The organism is Trinickia sp. Z7, assembly GCF_056498045.1.
This window is the reverse complement of sequence record NZ_JAUEQW010000008.1, coordinates 85,276-100,895: the sequence shown is the minus strand read 5'-3', so window position 1 is coordinate 100,895 and position 15,620 is coordinate 85,276. Positions and strand designations below refer to the sequence as shown.

At 63.4% G+C, this 15,620-nt stretch carries 14 protein-coding genes; 10 read left to right on the top strand and 4 right to left on the bottom strand.

Features of this window, described 5'->3' with window-relative positions:
* Nucleotides 1-112: 112 nt before the first annotated feature.
* Together QQS38_RS15625 and QQS38_RS15620 are read left to right on the top strand one after the other, a co-directional pair.
* Nucleotides 113-2,014, top strand: coding sequence for a bifunctional sugar phosphate isomerase/epimerase/4-hydroxyphenylpyruvate dioxygenase family protein (locus QQS38_RS15625; RefSeq protein ID WP_479646418.1), 1,902 nt, complete (start codon nucleotides 113-115; stop codon nucleotides 2,012-2,014).
* Between the two features lie 117 nt (nucleotides 2,015-2,131).
* Nucleotides 2,132-3,310 carry a porin gene (locus tag QQS38_RS15620; protein WP_479646281.1) on the top strand — a complete coding sequence of 393 codons (1,179 nt, stop codon included), beginning with the start codon at nucleotides 2,132-2,134 and terminating at the stop codon, nucleotides 3,308-3,310.
* A gap of 48 nt (nucleotides 3,311-3,358) precedes the next feature.
* Here QQS38_RS15620 and pcaC read toward each other — a convergent pair whose 3' ends face one another.
* The 3 genes from pcaC to QQS38_RS15605 form a co-directional block, all read right to left on the bottom strand.
* On the bottom strand, nucleotides 3,359-3,745 hold the full coding sequence (pcaC, locus tag QQS38_RS15615; RefSeq protein ID WP_479646280.1) for a 4-carboxymuconolactone decarboxylase: 387 nt from the start codon (nucleotides 3,743-3,745) through the stop codon (nucleotides 3,359-3,361).
* A gap of 35 nt (nucleotides 3,746-3,780) precedes the next feature.
* Complete coding sequence (locus QQS38_RS15610; RefSeq protein WP_479646279.1) at nucleotides 3,781-5,139, bottom strand: 3-carboxy-cis,cis-muconate cycloisomerase; 1,359 nt, start codon at nucleotides 5,137-5,139, stop codon at nucleotides 3,781-3,783.
* A gap of 182 nt (nucleotides 5,140-5,321) precedes the next feature.
* Nucleotides 5,322-6,302, bottom strand: a complete 981-nt coding sequence (locus QQS38_RS15605; protein ID WP_479646278.1) for a LysR substrate-binding domain-containing protein — start codon at nucleotides 6,300-6,302, stop codon at nucleotides 5,322-5,324.
* Between the two features lie 132 nt (nucleotides 6,303-6,434).
* Here QQS38_RS15605 and pcaH point away from each other — a divergent pair, with 132 nt between their 5' ends.
* The 5 genes from pcaH to pcaD all read left to right on the top strand — a co-directional run bounded on the left by pcaH (nucleotide 6,435) and on the right by pcaD (nucleotide 10,132).
* The gene (gene pcaH, locus QQS38_RS15600; RefSeq protein WP_479646277.1) at nucleotides 6,435-7,199 is read left to right on the top strand and encodes a protocatechuate 3,4-dioxygenase subunit beta; all 765 of its coding nucleotides are present in this window, start codon (nucleotides 6,435-6,437) and stop codon (nucleotides 7,197-7,199) included.
* A 53-nt stretch (nucleotides 7,200-7,252) separates the two neighbouring features.
* Complete coding sequence (gene pcaG, locus QQS38_RS15595) at nucleotides 7,253-7,870, top strand: protocatechuate 3,4-dioxygenase subunit alpha (protein ID WP_479646417.1); 618 nt, start codon at nucleotides 7,253-7,255, stop codon at nucleotides 7,868-7,870.
* Between the two features lie 134 nt (nucleotides 7,871-8,004).
* On the top strand, nucleotides 8,005-8,688 hold the full coding sequence (locus QQS38_RS15590; RefSeq protein WP_479646276.1) for a 3-oxoacid CoA-transferase subunit A: 684 nt from the start codon (nucleotides 8,005-8,007) through the stop codon (nucleotides 8,686-8,688).
* Nucleotides 8,689-8,698: 10 nt separating this feature from the next.
* Nucleotides 8,699-9,337 carry a 3-oxoacid CoA-transferase subunit B gene (locus QQS38_RS15585; protein WP_479646275.1) on the top strand — a complete coding sequence of 213 codons (639 nt, stop codon included), beginning with the start codon at nucleotides 8,699-8,701 and terminating at the stop codon, nucleotides 9,335-9,337.
* 15 nt (nucleotides 9,338-9,352) lie between these two features.
* Nucleotides 9,353-10,132 (top strand): 3-oxoadipate enol-lactonase, encoded by a 780-nt coding sequence (pcaD, locus tag QQS38_RS15580; protein ID WP_479646274.1) that lies wholly within the window; start codon nucleotides 9,353-9,355, stop codon nucleotides 10,130-10,132.
* Here the strand turns inward: pcaD and QQS38_RS15575 are convergent, their stop codons facing one another.
* Nucleotides 10,133-10,981 carry an IclR family transcriptional regulator domain-containing protein gene (locus QQS38_RS15575; protein WP_479646273.1) on the bottom strand — a complete coding sequence of 283 codons (849 nt, stop codon included), beginning with the start codon at nucleotides 10,979-10,981 and terminating at the stop codon, nucleotides 10,133-10,135. It lies immediately after the preceding gene.
* 228 nt (nucleotides 10,982-11,209) lie between these two features.
* Here QQS38_RS15575 and pcaF point away from each other — a divergent pair, with 228 nt between their 5' ends.
* The 3 genes from pcaF to QQS38_RS15560 all read left to right on the top strand — a co-directional run bounded on the left by pcaF (nucleotide 11,210) and on the right by QQS38_RS15560 (nucleotide 15,523).
* Nucleotides 11,210-12,412, top strand: coding sequence for a 3-oxoadipyl-CoA thiolase (gene pcaF / locus QQS38_RS15570; protein ID WP_479646272.1), 1,203 nt, complete (start codon nucleotides 11,210-11,212; stop codon nucleotides 12,410-12,412).
* 229 nt (nucleotides 12,413-12,641) lie between these two features.
* A complete protein-coding gene (locus QQS38_RS15565; protein WP_479646271.1) occupies nucleotides 12,642-13,760 on the top strand; it encodes an extracellular solute-binding protein in 1,119 nt (372 codons plus the stop codon).
* Complete coding sequence (locus QQS38_RS15560; RefSeq protein WP_479646270.1) at nucleotides 13,757-15,523, top strand: diguanylate cyclase domain-containing protein; 1,767 nt, start codon at nucleotides 13,757-13,759, stop codon at nucleotides 15,521-15,523. The genes QQS38_RS15565 and QQS38_RS15560 overlap by 4 nt, the downstream gene beginning before the upstream one ends.
* Nucleotides 15,524-15,620 lie beyond the last annotated feature (97 nt).

Genomic DNA, 15,620 nt, shown 5'->3' with positions numbered 1-15,620 from the left:
TTCACGAATTTGTACCAACTAGTTAGTTCACGTAGAGTGCGTCGTATCCGTGGCGACGTCCATCCATCGAGATCTCATGCCGAACCGTCCCTTTAGCCCTCGCAATGCGCCGTTGCCGCGATCAATCTCCACCGTGTCGATCAGTGGCACGCTGGTCGAGAAGCTGCGGGCGATCCACGCCGCAGGCTTTCGATGCGTCGAGATCTTCGAAAACGATCTGCTTTATTACGACGGAACGCCTGCCGACGTGCGCCGTGTCGCCGCCGATCTGGACCTGCGGATCGTTCTCTACCAACCGTTTCGCGATTTCGAGGGCGTCGGTGCCGAGCGCCTCGCGCGCAATATCGAGCGCATCAACCGCAAATTCGAGGTGATGCACGCACTGGGCGCCGATCGCCTGCTCGTTTGCAGCAACGTTTCGCCCGACACCATCGCCGATGACGGACTGATCGTCGAGCAACTGGGCGTGCTGGCGCAGCAGGCGCAGGCGGCCGGTGTCACGGTGTGTTACGAAGCGCTGGCATGGGGCCGGCACGTCAATTCGTATCGCCACGCGTGGCGGCTCGTGGATGCAGTCGATCATCCCAACCTGACGCTCGCACTCGATAGTTTTCATACGCTGTCGATCGGCGATTCGCTCGACGAACTCGCGTCGATCCCAGGCGAGCGCATCGGGTTCGTGCAGATTGCCGATGCCCCGTGGATGAAAATGGATGTGCTCGAATGGAGCCGTCACTATCGCTGCTTTCCGGGGCAGGGCGATTTCGCGTTGCACGATTTCACCGCGCGCGTGGTGAAGAGCGGCTATCGCGGGCCGCTTTCGCTCGAAGTGTTCAACGACGGTTTCCGCGGTGCGCCGCCTGCGGCCACGGCGGCCGACGGATACCGGTCGCTGTTGCTGCTGGAAGAGCAGACGCGCGACTCCCTGAAAAACGCGGAAGCTGGCGAAGCGTTGCCACTGTACGCGCCGCCTGCGGTGCCGGCGCGCCTGTCGGTTCAATTTCTCGAATTCGCCGTCGACGCCGCCTCGCGCGAGCGCCTGATCGACTGGCTCGAACGCTTACGCTTCCGATGCGCGGGCCGGCATCGGTCGAAGGACGTCACGCTCTATCAGCATGGCGCAGCCGCAATCGTGCTCAATGCGGAAACCGATTCGTTCGCTAGTTCGTTCTTTCAGCAACACGGCTTGTCGCTCTGTGCCTCGGCGTTCCGTCTCGACGATGCCCAACTCGCGCTCGATCGCGCCGCCGGGTTCGGCTACGTGCCGTTTTCCGGGCGCGTGGGTCCTAACGAACGCGTAGTGCCCGCAGTTCGCTCGCCGGACGGAAGTATTAACTACTTAGTGAACGAAACATCGGGGGAGCCGACGCTGTTCGAGGCGGACTTCGTGCTGACCGATATCGATGGTCCTAGCGAAGTGGGACCGTTGACGGGCATCGATCATGTCTGCTTGGCCTTGCCGATGGGCTCGCTCGATAGTTGGACGCTATTTCTGAAAGCCGCGTTCGGTTTGCAGGCCTCGCCCAGCGTGGTCGTGCCCGATCCCTACGGGCTCGTGCGCTCGCGCGCATTTTGCAATCGCGAGCGGTCGTTGCGTCTCGTGCTCACTGCCTCGGTGGACCGCCATACGGCGGTGGCCGAAGCGGTGCAGGCTTATCACGGCACGGGCCTGAATCACGTTGCGTTCGCTACGGCCGACATTTTTCGCGCAGTGGCCGAATTCAAAGAGGCGCTCGTCCCGCTGTTGCGCATTCCGCGCAACTACTACGACGATCTGTCGGCACGCTGCGCGCTGCCGGAGCCGTTCCTCGCCCGGCTTCAAGCACACGACCTGCTCTATGACCGCGATGAAAACGGCGGCGAATTTTTGCATGCCTACACGGAAACGCTCGATAAGCGCTTCTTTCTCGAGATCGTGGAGCGTCGCGGCGGATACGACGGGTATGGCGCGCCCAATGCCGCGGTAAGACTGGCTGCGCAAGCTCGACGGCTTGGCAAAGATTCGGCGCTTTAGCGGTCGACCGCGCCGTTGCTCGCAACGGCAACGCGTACTTCGTTCTATTTGAATGCAATCACGAGACTCCGGGATCGACCCGGAGCGATCACCCTTGGAGATGGAGAAAGTCGTTCGATGAAAACCACCTGTGTTCCCATGAGCCGCTTGGCCGCCGCCGTTGCGGCGCTCGCCTGCGCGCCGGCATTTGCGCAAAGCAGCGTTACGCTGTATGGCGCGGTAGACGACGCCGTAACCTACGTCAACAATCAAAAAGGCAGTTCGAACGTCTATCTTCGTCAGGGCAATCTTTACGCTTCGAAGTTCGGCTTGCAAGGCAAGGAGGACCTCGGCGGCGGCACCACCGCGATCTTCGACCTGCAGAACGGCTTCGATTTGAACACGGGGGCGCTTTCCTCTGCGGGGCTCATGTTCAATCGCCAGGCATACTTAGGGCTGCAAAACGTTCGCGCCGGCACGTTGACCGCGGGACGTCAATACACGCCGTACTACATGTTCGTCGGGCCGCTCACGGGCAGTTCATGGCTCACGGGCGCAACCGGCGCACACCCGGGCGACATCGACGGGCTCGACACGACGGTGCGGATCAACAATTCGCTCGTCTATACGTCGCCGAACTGGGGCGGCTTGCAGGCGAGTGCGATGTACGCATTCGGCGGGATCGCGGGCAGCACCGGGAAAGGACAGACCTACAGCGGCGCGCTGCGTTATTTGAACGGCCCGCTTTCGCTCGCGTTCGGCTATCTGCGCATGGACAACGCGCAGCGTACGGCTGGCTTCGACTCGTCATCGACGGGTAGCTTCGGCGTGTCGGCGCTCAACACGGGCTATGTTTCGGCAAAAACGATCCAGCATGTCGCGGCTGCCGGCAACTATACGCTCGGCAATCTCGTGCTCGGGCTCTCCTATTCGAACGTCGAATATCGGTCCGGCGCGCAATCGCTGTTCGGGTCGACCGCGGTGTTCAATACTTACGCGGCGCTCGCGAGCTATCGGTTCACGCCGACCTTCGACGTCGGGGCGGGCTTTGCCTTTACGGCTGCGTCGAAGGCGAACGGTATCGCCGATGCGGCGCGCTATCAGCAGTACTCGCTGAAGGAGGCCTATCACCTGTCCAAGCGGACCACGCTCTATGCGCTGCAGGCTTACCAGCATGCGAGCGGTCAGACGCTCGGTAGCAAGGGGGCCGGCAACATCGTCGATGCGGCGCCGGCGGTGGGCGATTCGCAAAACGCCACGCCGTCGTCGACGCATTCGCAATTCGTCGGCATGGTGGGGATTGCGACGCTGTTCTGACGATAGGCTGAACGTTCGGGCGGCAGCCGGTCGCGCGGCCTCCTTCGCTCAGGGCCGCGCGTCTTGCTCGCGGAAGATCCGACCGGCGAGATGAAATGCCGAATTGGCCGCGGGCACACCGCAATAGATGGCCGTTTGCAGCAGCACTTCTTTGATTTCGTCACGCGTGACGCCGTTGTTTGCGGCCGCGCGCAGGTGCAACGCCAATTCCTCGCCGCGATTGAGCGCGACCATCATGGCGATCGTCAACAGGCTGCGCGTGTGCCGCGGCAATCCCTCGCGCGTCCAAATCTCGCCCCACGCGTACCGCGTGATGAAGTCTTGGAACTCTTCCGTCAACGCGGTGCGGTTGGCCAGCGAGCGATCGACGTGCTCCTCGCCTAGGACGGCGCGCCGTATTTTCAAGCCCGCTTCATAACGTTCTTCGTCATTCATATCGAGGTTCGCAGAGTGATTCGATCGAGAGGGATTCAACGCGCGGCCCGATACCGCTCGAGCACGGCGTCGACGAATTGCCGCGCCTGCCCGCTGTAATTGGCCGGGTCGAACAGCGCATCGAGTTGATGTTCGTCGAGCACACGCGTGACGTCCGGGTGCTCGCCCAGGACCTCCCGCAGCGTGCGTCCGCTGCGAACGGCTTCGCGCGCCGCGTGCTCGACGAGCTCGTGCGCCGGCAAGCGGCCAAGCGATGCGCCGAGGGCGAGCATCGCGGCTTCGGCGAGGACGAGGCCGCGAGTCAGGTTTAGGTTGGCGGCGAGCCGTGTCGCATCGACTTCCAGCCCGTCCACGATCTCACTGATGTTGGCCAATGCGCCGGCGCACAGTCTTGCGATGTCGGGCAGCGTTTCCCATTCGGCCTGCCAACCCCCCAGCGCGCGTTCATGCTCTTGGACCATGGCGCCGAGCATCGTGGCGACGAGTCCCGGCACGCGCGCGGCGGCGGTCAGCGCGGCGGCGCAACCGACGGGGTTGCGCTTGTGCGGCATGGTCGAGGATCCGCCTTTGCCCGCTGCCTGCGGCTCGGCCAGTTCGCCGATCTCGGTTTGCATCTGCAGCGAGACGTCACGCGCGATTTTTCCGAGCGTGCCGGTGAGAAGGCCGAGCACAGTGGCCGCTTCCGCGATCCGGTCGCGTTGCGTATGCCACGGCACGCTCGGCAACGGCAGCGCGAGCTCTTGCGCCAAGGCTCGGGCGACGGCCGGCGCAGCAGCGCCGAGGCTGGCGAGCGTGCCGGCTGCGCCGCCGAACTGCAAGGCGAGCGCACGAGCGCGCGATTGCGCGAGCCGTTCCCGGTGCCGCTCGAGCGCATCGAGCCATTGCGCGAACTTGAGCCCGAACGTGATCGGCAGCGCTTGTTGCAGCCAAGTGCGTCCGATCATCGGCGTATCGCGGAACGCGGCGGCTTGCCGTGCGAGGACGTCGCAAAGATGGCTCACGCCGAACTCGATCTGCTCGAGCGCATCGCGCAGTTGAAGCACCATGCCGGTGTCGATGATGTCTTGGCTCGTCGCGCCCCAATGCACGTATTTGGCCGCGTCGGCGGCTCGGCTGGACACGCATGTCGTCAGTTGCTTGACCAGCGGTATCGCGAGATTGCCCGCGCTTGCCGCCGCTTCGGTCAGTGCCCGGGCATCGATCAGGTCGACATGGCAGGCCGCTTCGATGGGCGCGACAGCATCGGCGGGAATGACCCCCGCCTTTGCCAGTGCCCGCGCAAGCGCTGCTTCGACATCGAGCATTCGCTGCACGGTGGCGCCGGGGGCGAATACGGCGAGCATCGCATCGGTCGAGGTGAGCCTGTCGTTGGGCCGTCCCGGGTACTCGAACATGGTGCGCGATTGATTCAGCTAGGAGGAAAGGGGTGTCACGCGAGCGGTCATGCGTTCGGTGACCGAATCGCTCAATCGGTTTGTTCGATAATCGAACAAACCGATGAAAATCGAACGGATGACTAGATCCTAAGCTTCGCGGACAGCGATGGTCAAGCCCAGCCCAACCGCCATGCATGCCCTCATCGTTTTCGCGCGCGCGTTGCAGGCGCGCGGCGTATCGGCCGACGCGCACGCGCTGGGCCTGGGGCGCCATTGGCGAGCGTGAGGTCGCGCAGAATGGCGGCGAGCGTTTCGACGAGTTCGACGGGTTCGCCCGCGCTGCGACGCAGGAGCCCCACCGGTTCTTCCGCGTTGGTGACGGCGAGCGGCAGCGCGGCCAGGTCGCTGCGCTCCAGATCGTCGCGCGCCGCGAACTCGGGCGTAATCCAGACCGCATCGGAGCGCCGAGCCAGCAGGCGTGCGACGGAGACGGAGAGGGTTTCGATGCAATTGCCCGGCACGTGCAACGCGTGCGCATCGAAGAAAGCGTCGGTGTGCAGCCTCGGCACCGTGCCGCTCGGGGCGACGACGAGCGGATAGGCCAGCACCGATTGGGGTGAGACGTGGCCCGCGCTCAACAACGGATGGCGTGGATGCACGGCCATCACGAGGGGCTCGGCATACAGCAACTCGAACGAGATGCCCTGCATCATCGACGGTTCCGCCATGCGGCCGATCGCACAATCGAGCCGGCCCGCTTTGAGCGCCGACAGCAGCACGTCGTTGGTCGCGGTATGAAGCCGCACGCCCGTTTGCGGATGGCGCTCGCGCAGGCGCAGCAGCGCGTTGGGCACGATCCCGCTCGCGACGGTCGGCAAAGCGCCGAGTTCGAGGATCGTAACGGGCGGCGTAACGGGACCCTGCAAGGCGCCCGCGGCCGACTCCATCGCTTGCTCGACGCCGACGGCATAGCGCAGAAAGTGCTCGCCGGCCGGCGTCAGACGCGCACCGTGTCTGCCGCGCTCGACGAGGTGGATGTTCGCGAGCGATTCGAGTTCGGCCAACGTTTTGGAAACGGCGGGCTGAGTCAGGTTCAAACGCTCGGCGGCGCGGCCGAGATGGCGCTCGCGAGCGATCGCGAGGAAACAACTGACATGGCGAAAGCTGATTTTGGTTTCCATTACCGCAGGTTATGGATTGGCGGAACAGAAGTCAATTTACGCGCCCAGGCATGCGCCCTAGAGTGGGCGTCGACCATCGCGGCCCCGTTGCAGCACCGGCGGGGCGTGCTTACCCGGAGGAGAGCGATAACCATGTCAGATCTGCCGACGGCCGTTGCAGGCCGCGTTTATGGCGATTTCGTCCAGCGCGACACCGCCGTGCATCCTCTGGCCCATACGCCGGAGTACAAGACGAGCGTGCTGCGTTCGCCGCGCAATGCGTTGATTTCAACGCTCAACACGGTATCGGAGCGGACCGGTCCCGTGTTCGTCGCCGACGAGCTCGGTCCCCTCGACAACGACTTGATCCTGAACTTCGCCAAAACGGGATTGCCGATCGGCGAGCGCATCGTCGTGCACGGCTTCGTGCGCGACGAGTTCGGCCGTCCCGTGCCGAACGCTTTGGTGGAAGTGTGGCAAGCCAATGCCGGCGGCCGTTATCGGCATCGCAACGACAAATACTTGGCGCCCGTCGATCCGAACTTCGGCGGCTGCGGGCGCATGCTCACCGACGAAAACGGCTATTACGCCTATCGCACGATCAAACCGGGCCCGTATCCATGGCGCAATCGCATCAACGATTGGCGGCCCTCGCATATTCACTACTCGTTGAACGGCGACGGCTGGGCGCAGCGTCTCATCACGCAAATGTACTTCGAAGGCGATCCGCTCATCGCGCAGTGTCCGATCATCAAGACGATCCCGAGCGAGGAGCAAGTGCGCGGCTTGATCGCGCTGCAGGACACCGGCAACAACATTGCGCTCGATAGCCGCTGCTATCGCTTCGACATCACGTTGCGCGGCCGGCGTATGACCTACTTCGAGGCCGAGAAACAGAAAGAGGAAAAGAAGTCATGAGCCGCTTCACGTTTTCTCCGATTTCGCCGTCGGCTTCGTTCGCTCCGGTTCGCATTCCCGAAACGGCTTCGCAAACGGCCGGCCCATACGTTCATATCGGGCTCGCGCCTAAGCAGGCCGGTTTCGACATCTTCGAAAACAATTTCGGCCCCGTGCTCGTTTCGCCCCAGACGCGTGGCGAGCGCATCGCGATCGAAGGCCGCGTATTCGATGGGTCGGGCTCGCTCGTGCGCGACGTGCTGGTCGAAATCTGGCAAGCAAATGCCGATGGCAAGTATGCGCATCCGGGCGATCACCAGGACCTGCCGCTCGATCCAGCGTTCCGCGGGTGGGGGCGGGCGTGCGCCAACTTCGACACGGGCGTATTCCGGTTCGAGACGATCAAGCCCGGGCGCGCTATCGGCGCTGGCGGTGCGCTGCAAGCGCCGCATGTATGTTTGGTGCTGTTCGCGCGAGGTATCAACGCCGGGCTCCACACGCGCCTGTATTTCGGCGACGAGGCCGAGGCGAACCAAAACGATCCCGTGCTGACCGGCATCGAATGGGCGGTGCGACGCCAGACACTGATCGCGCAACGCAGCGAGCGAGAAGGCGCAATCGTGTACTCGCTCGATATTCGCCTGCAGGACACGCCCGACGGTGGACGCGAAACGGTGTTTTTCGACATCTAAGCGTTCCCCGGTTGATCGGATGCTGTGCGATAACCGCACTGTTTTTCGATAATCGCCGTTGACTGCGCTACGGCGGCCCTCTAAATTGGTCGTCAACTTGAAGGACGGAGGCGCTGCCGTCGGCGCATACATCGATGATCGATAAGACAATTTCCTCGCTAGAAGCGGCTGTGGCCGGTATCACCGACGGTGCCACCGTCATGATCGGCGGCTTCGGTTCCGCCGGGCAACCGGCCGAGTTGATCGATGCGCTGATCGAACAAGGCGCGCGCGAACTCACCATCGTCAACAACAACGCCGGCAATGGCGAGATCGGTCTTGCCGCGCTGCTCAAGGCGCGGCGGGTGCGCAAGATCATTTGCTCGTTTCCCCGTCAAGCGGATTCGCAGGTATTCGACACCTTGTTTCGCGCCGGGCAAATCGAGCTCGAGCTCGTGCCGCAGGGCAATCTCGCGCTGCGGATACAAGCGGCGGGCGCTGGGCTTGGCGCGGTTTTCACGCCGACCGGCTACGGCACGCGCTTGGCCGAAGGCAAGGAAACGCGCGTGATCGACGGCAAGCCTTACGTGCTCGAGTACCCCATCAAAGCCGAATTCGCACTGATCAAGGCGCATCGCGGCGATCGTTGGGGCAATCTGGTTTACCGCAAGGCGGCGCGCAATTTCGGGCCGATCATGGCATTGGCCGCGACGACCACGATCGCTCAGGTGTCGGAAATCGTTCCGCTCGGCGCACTCGATCCCGAAGCCATCGTCACGCCGGGCATTTTTACGCAGCGTGTCGTTGCGGTGCCGCAAGCGATTGCGCGCGCAGCATGAGGACCTTTCGATGAACAAGTGGACACGCGATCAAATCGCCCAACGGGTCGCCCGCGATATCCCGGAAGGGGCGTACGTCAATCTCGGCATCGGCTTGCCGACGAAGGTGGCCAATTACCTGCCGGCCGAGCGGGAAATCTTCCTGCATAGCGAAAACGGATTGCTCGGCATGGGACCCGCGCCCGTCCCGGGCGAGGAAGACCCTGAATTGATCAATGCCGGGAAAGAGCCCGTGACGTTGCTCGAGGGCGGGGCGTTCTTCCATCACGGCGATTCCTTCGCGATGATGCGCGGCGGCCATCTCGACATCTGTGTGCTCGGGGCGTTTCAGGTTTCGAGAACGGGCGACTTGGCGAACTGGCATACGGGCGCGGCCGATGCGATTCCCGCCGTGGGGGGCGCGATGGATCTCGCGATCGGCGCCAAGCAAGTGTTCGTCATGATGGACCACCTGACGAAGGCGGGCGAGTGCAAGCTCGTGGCGCAGTGCAGTTATCCGTTGACGGGCATCGCGTGCGTCGATCGCATCTACACGGATTTGGCTGTGATCGATGTGACCGCGCACGGGCTCGTAGTCATCGATATCGTCGAAGGGCTCGGTTTCGACGCTTTGCAGGAAGTGACGCCCGTGCCGCTTTCGCGGTCTTGATCGATAAGGTTCGGCATGATTGAAACCAGCGTTCAGCATACCAACGGCATCGCTTATACGAGCGCGGGCCCGACTGACGCGCCCGCGCTCGTGCTGTCGAATTCGCTCGGCACGACCCTCGACATGTGGGGGCCGCAACTCGATGCGTTCGCCCAGCGCTACCGCGTCGTGCGATACGATCCGCGCGGACATGGGCGCTCGATCGCGCCACCCGGCGCGTATACCATCGACATGATCGGTCGCGACGTGCTCTCCGTACTCGACGCCTTGGACATCGAACGCGCGCATTTCTGCGGGATTTCGATGGGCGGTTTGACGGGGCAGTGGCTTGGCGTGCATGCCGGCGCACGTATCGATAAGCTGATCGTCGCCAACACCGCCGCGCGCATTGGAACATGCGCGGGATGGACGCAGCGCGCAGATCTCGTGCGCGAGCGCGGCATGGCCGAAGTGGCGGACGGTGCGGCGGGGCGATGGTTTACCGCGAATTTCATCGAGCGCCAGCCGGAAACGGTGCGCCGCCTGACGGAGCAATTGCGCGCATCGCCGCGGGAGGGATACGCGGCGTGTTGCGATGCATTGTCCGTGGCCGATCTGCGCGAGGAAATCGACGTAATCCAAGCGCCGACGCTCGTCATTGCGGGCCGGCACGACCCCGTGACCACCGTGGACGATGCTCGGTTCGTGGCCGAACGTGTATCGCGCGCGCGCATGGCGGTGTTGGACGCGTCGCACCTATCGAATGTCGAGGCGGCCGAGGCATTCACCGCGGCCGTGTTGGATTTTCTCGCCTAGTCAAAGCGACAGCAGCGCGAGTTCCTGCGCACCTTCGAGCAAGGCCGGCAGAATCCGGCTTTCCATTTCCGCAACCGAGATGCGCGCCGCTTGCACGCCGACATTGAGCGCTGCAGTGGCGTGCCCGTCTGGGCCATTGACGGGCACCGCGATCGAGCGTAGCCCGATCTCCAGTTCTTGATCGACGAGCGCGTAGCCGTTGCTACGCACGGATTCGAGCGTGCTGATCAAACCGTCGCGGGACACGATCGTGCGAGGCGTGTATTGAATGCGCTTCGTGCGATCGAGGTAAGCGTTCAGTGCATCGGGGCTCAATTGCGCCAGCAGCACGCGTCCCATCGAGGTGCAATACGCAGGCAGGCGGCTGCCGATATGGAGATCGATCGACATGATGCGCGAAGTCGATGCCCGGGCAATATAGAGGATCTCGTCCCCATCGAGTATCGCCACCGAACTCGATTCGTTGAGCGTGCTGCTGATATGGCGCAGCACGGGTTGAGCCGCGTGCGCGAGCGGGGTGGTCGCGAGGTAGGCGTGACCGAGCTTGAGCACGCGAGGACGCAGCGAGAACAATCGGTTGTCTTCCTCGGTCACGAAGCCGAGCTTGGCGAGGGTATAGAGACAACGCCTCACGGCGGCGCGCGGAATGCCGGTGCGCTGGCTGATCTGCGAGGTCGTCAACACGCGACGCTCTTGCGAAAAGGCTTGCAGCACGGCCAAGCCTCGTTCGAGCGAGGTCATGAAGTTCGGATCGCCCGCCGGCGCGGCGGCCGATGTTTCGCCGCTGTCGATGTGCTCGATGCTTTCTTCCGATGTTTCCGTGTCGGGACGACGGCTCGTTCGTTTCATGGCATTTCACGCATTGGCTGCAGGAGGTTCGATAATCGCACACATTTTTGATAATCGCACTTGACGCTTGAAATATCCATCGCCAAGATTGACTGCGCAGGGCAGGCCAAGAACCGGCTCATGCGGCCGCACGGCCGATCGCCGTACCCGGGCCGCTCGATGCCCTCTGTCATTGCCTATTCGACTCCCCGCGCGCTGCAGTCGCGCCCCCCATGGCAAGGATCTTCGATGGAACACGCTTTTATCTGCGATGCAATTAGGACGCCCATCGGTCGTTACGGCGGTGCGCTTTCGACGGTGCGCGCCGACGATCTCGCCGCGGCGCCGATCAAGGCGTTGATCGAGCGCAATCGGGCGGTGGATTGGAATGTGATCGACGATGTCATTCTCGGCTGCGCCAATCAAGCCGGTGAAGACAATCGCAACGTGGCGCGAATGGCGAGTTTGCTCGCCGGCTTGCCCATTGGCGTGCCGGGCAGCACCGTCAATCGGCTTTGCGGCTCCGGGCTCGATGCACTGGCGATTGCGGCGCGCGCGATCAAGAGCGGCGAGACCGGGCTGATGATTGCCGGTGGCGTCGAGAGCATGAGCCGCGCCCCGTTCGTCATGGCCAAAGCCGAGAGCGCGTTCAGCCGCGCTGCCAAGATCGAAGACACGACGATCGGCTGGCGCTTCGTCAATCCGGCGATGCGGGCCATGTACGGCGTGGATTCGATGCCCGAAACCGCCGAAAACGTAGCGCAGGAATTCGACGTCGGCCGCGAGGATCAAGACGCATTTGCATTGCGTAGCCAACAGCGCGCGGCCGCCGCACAAGAAAGCGGGCGTTTCGCCGAGGAAATCGTCGCGGTGCAGGTCGCTCAAAAGAAGGGCGATCCGATCGTCGTGACGAAGGACGAACATCCGCGCGCAACGACGCTCGAGGCGCTCGCCAAGCTCAAGGGGGTCGTGCGTCCCGACGGCACGGTGACGGCCGGCAACGCATCGGGTGTGAACGATGGCGCTTGTGCGTTGTTGTTGGCGAACGAAGCCATGGCTGCGCGCTTTGGCTTGCGTCCGCGCGCGCGGGTGGTCGCCATGGCGAGCGCGGGCGTCGCGCCGCGCGTGATGGGCGTCGGGCCGATCGAGGCGGTGCGCAAAGTCTTGCGCGTCGCTGATTTGCGTCTCGAGCAGATGGATGTCATCGAATTGAATGAAGCGTTTGCTGCGCAAGCGCTGGCCGTGACGCGAACGCTCGGGATAAGCGACGACGATGCGCGTGTCAATCCGAACGGCGGAGCGATCGCGCTCGGCCACCCGCTAGGGGCATCGGGGGCGCGGCTCGCCACCACGGCCGCGTATCAACTCGCGCGCAGCGGCGGCCGCTACGCGCTTTGCACCATGTGCATCGGCGTGGGGCAAGGCATCGCCGTGGTGCTCGAGCGCGTCTGAGCGCACTTACGCGGTGCCATTGCTGCGCTATCGAAGCGCGGTGGCCTGCATCGTTCGGGTGCGACGTCGCACTTCCGGATAGTCGTATTGCGTGGTTCTCCCGGAACTGGCATATTGGCGCGTGCATGTTGCGCGGCATGCCCTTCCTTTCCTGATGAAGGCTCGCATTGCTTGCCGGGCCGGCCCGCAACATTCAAAACATTCAAAAATGTGTCACACGTGAGGCGACATGATCATGGTCGTTCTCCGATTCATACGGGGATGGGCTGCCCGCTTTCTCGCAGGCCGAATGGTCACGCCATTCGCGATCGTCATCGTCTTGCTTTGTGTTTCATGGGGCGGCACGCTGGCCGATTCCGGCGTCCCTCGTAAGGCCGTATTGCGCGTGCTGGCTTGGCCGGGCTATGCCGACGACGATTGGGTCGCCGCATTCGAGAAGCGTTTCCACGCCAAGGTCGAGGTGACCTTCGTCGATTCCGACGAGGCGCTATGGACCCGCATGCATAGCGCCGCGCTGCCGTCGTTCGACGTCCTCGCGGCCAATACCGCGGAAATCCAACGCTATGCGCGCGCCGGGTTGCTGGCGCCGCTCGATCTTTCTCTGATACCCAACCGCCGGCGCCAGCGCCCGTATTTCCAGAAGCTCGAAGCGATCGGCGGCCTCATGGGCGGCGGAAATGCAGTTGCGATTCCATTCACCTATTCGTCGATGGGGCTCATCTACGACCGCAAACAGATCGCGGTTGCGCCGCACTCGATGCGCGCGCTCTGGGACCCGCTCTACCGCGGCAAGGTGCTCGACTTCAACAGCGCCCAGCACAACTTTTCTTTTGCCGCGCTGGCGCTCGGCTATCGCGATCCCTTCCAGTTATCGCCCGCGCAAATGCGAACCGTCGCGCGCGAGCTCGTGCGCCTGCGGCAAAACCTGCTCACGTATTACACGCTTCCCGAGGAAGCGACCGCGCTGTTCGTGCAGCACCATGCGGCCTTGATGTTCGGCAATTACGGCACGCAGCAAGTGGCGCTGTTGCGTCGGGCCGGCGTCGACGTGGGTTACGTGATTCCGGACGAGGGCGCGCTGGCGTGGCTCGATTGCTGGGCGGTGACGAGTGGCGCGGGCAACCGCGAGCTTGCCCATGCGTGGATCGACTACATGCTCGAACCGCAGATCGCGGCGCAGCTCACCGAGCGGCAGGGGCTCGCCAATACCGTGACAGCTTCGCCCGGCGAGGAATCCCTACTGGGGCAGCGGCTCGTCTGGATCGCGCGCGTGGAGAGCATCGCGCAGCGTGAAACGCTGTGGCAGCGGATCCAGGCAGGCGAGCGGCTTGGGAGCTTTCCAAAATGATCAAGCTCGGTTTGACGTCCAGGCTATCGATTTTGCTCGTCTGCATCGGTGTCGCGGCATCCGGTGCGACCGGCTATTACAGCTATCGCGCCAATCGCGCCATGCTGATGCAAGAAGCCGAGCGCAGTTTGCTCACCTCCACGCAGTTTCTGGCACAACGCTTTACGGTCGCGCTGGGCGATGTGGCGGACGACGTCCTCGTTTTGTCGACGTTGCCGTCGTCGGTCGCGGTTGCACGCGGCGAAGAAACGTCGCGTGCCGGCCGCGCCAGAATCGAGCAGGTGTTTACGCAGTTCATGACGCATCACCCCGAATACCTGCAGATACGCCTCATTACACGCAGCCTCCACGGGCTCGAGCGGATTCGTGTGGAGCGAGCGGCGCAGGGCATCGCCGTCGCGGGCGAGAGCGAGCTTCGCGAGAAAGGCCAATTTCCGTATGTGTTCGACACGCTCGGGACGATGGCGGGGCACGTCTATCTTTCGCCGATCGGGCTCACGCCCCGAGCCGGTTCGAACGCGGGCGGCAAGCCGGCCATGACGGTCGGCGCACCTATCGTCGACGTGGATGGCAGCACGGTGGGCGTGCTCGTCATCGACGTCGATTTGGCCCAGGTATTTCAGCGGCTCGGCAACGATTTGCGTAGCGGTTATGAAATCTACCTGGCGAACGAATGGGGCGATTTCCTGATTCACCCGGATCCGAGTCAGACTTTCGGGTTCGAACGCGGGCGGCGCGTGCTGATGCAAGCGAGCTTCCCCGCGACCGCCTCCCTGTTCAGCGGCGGCGCGCCCGACGTAACATTCAACGCTGCTTCGCCGGCCGGCCGCATGCCGGCGCAGGCACTCGCGTTCGTGCGTTCGCCATTCGGGCTCGTCGACGGCAATCGTTTCATCGTGCTCGGTCTGGGCCGCTCGCTAACGACGGTGTTGGCGTCGGCCAACACACTCGGTCACCAGATCGTGCGCATGGTGTTGATCTGGAGCGCCTTTGCGATCGTGCTGGCCATCTTGTTCGCGCGCGCACTGGCGCGGCCTCTGCGGGTGCTCGCCCAAGCGGCGACGCATATCTTCGACGACACGGGCGCAGAGGGACTGCCGGTTTCGCGCTCCGATGAGATCGGCGTGCTGGCGCGCTGCTTCGAGGGCATGCGTTTGGAGATTCGCTCGCAGATGAAGACGCTCCATGCCAAGCAACGGGAATTGGCCCACCTCGCCGGACACGACACCCTAACGGGCCTGCCCAACCGCATGCGGTTCTCGGAGCAGCTCGAGACGGCGATTGCGCAGGCGAGGCTCACGGGAGGGCGCCTGGCCGTGGTCTTCATCGACCTCGACGGCTTCAAGCAAATCAACGATCGGCTGGGGCACTCGGCCGGCGACCGCACGCTCGCCGTCGTTGCGCAGCGGCTACGCGACGCGCTGCCCGATTCGTGTATCGTGGCGCGGCTGGGCGGCGACGAATTTGTCATTCTCGTCTCGGGCGTTCGATCGCCCGACGAAATCGCGCATACCGTGCGTCGCGCCCAGGCCGCGCTCGACGAACCGGTAACGCTCGACGCGCATCATCGCGTGGAGGTGGGCGCCAGCATGGGGATCAGCGAATTCCCGGCCGACGGCGATCATGCGGAGGATTTGCTGGCAAAGGCCGATGCCGCGATGTACGCGGCGAAGACATCCCCCCATTGCCGTCATTTGTGCTATCAAGAACTTACGGCAAATGAGGCCTTTGCCGACTGCAGTCGCATCAGTAAGCTTGCATAATTGCCTCAAAGGCGCTTTGCTTATGGAAATAGCGCCAAATTGCAATGCAATTCGTACTTTTGGAGACTGCCGGTAGGCAGTAGAATGATTCGTTTGT

Coding starts and splice junctions, on each gene's coding strand:
- QQS38_RS15560 (WP_479646270.1), top strand. CDS start 13,757: ATGATCAAGCTCGGTTTGACGTCCAGGCTATCGATTTTGCTCGTCTGC.
- QQS38_RS15605 (WP_479646278.1), bottom strand. CDS start 6,302: ATGGAAACCAAAATCAGCTTTCGCCATGTCAGTTGTTTCCTCGCGATC.
- QQS38_RS15575 (WP_479646273.1), bottom strand. CDS start 10,981: ATGAAACGAACGAGCCGTCGTCCCGACACGGAAACATCGGAAGAAAGC.
- pcaC (WP_479646280.1), bottom strand. CDS start 3,745: ATGAATGACGAAGAACGTTATGAAGCGGGCTTGAAAATACGGCGCGCC.
- QQS38_RS15590 (WP_479646276.1), top strand. CDS start 8,005: ATGATCGATAAGACAATTTCCTCGCTAGAAGCGGCTGTGGCCGGTATC.
- QQS38_RS15620 (WP_479646281.1), top strand. CDS start 2,132: ATGAAAACCACCTGTGTTCCCATGAGCCGCTTGGCCGCCGCCGTTGCG.
- pcaH (WP_479646277.1), top strand. CDS start 6,435: ATGTCAGATCTGCCGACGGCCGTTGCAGGCCGCGTTTATGGCGATTTC.
- pcaF (WP_479646272.1), top strand. CDS start 11,210: ATGGAACACGCTTTTATCTGCGATGCAATTAGGACGCCCATCGGTCGT.
- QQS38_RS15610 (WP_479646279.1), bottom strand. CDS start 5,139: ATGTTCGAGTACCCGGGACGGCCCAACGACAGGCTCACCTCGACCGAT.
- QQS38_RS15565 (WP_479646271.1), top strand. CDS start 12,642: ATGATCATGGTCGTTCTCCGATTCATACGGGGATGGGCTGCCCGCTTT.
- pcaD (WP_479646274.1), top strand. CDS start 9,353: ATGATTGAAACCAGCGTTCAGCATACCAACGGCATCGCTTATACGAGC.
- QQS38_RS15585 (WP_479646275.1), top strand. CDS start 8,699: ATGAACAAGTGGACACGCGATCAAATCGCCCAACGGGTCGCCCGCGAT.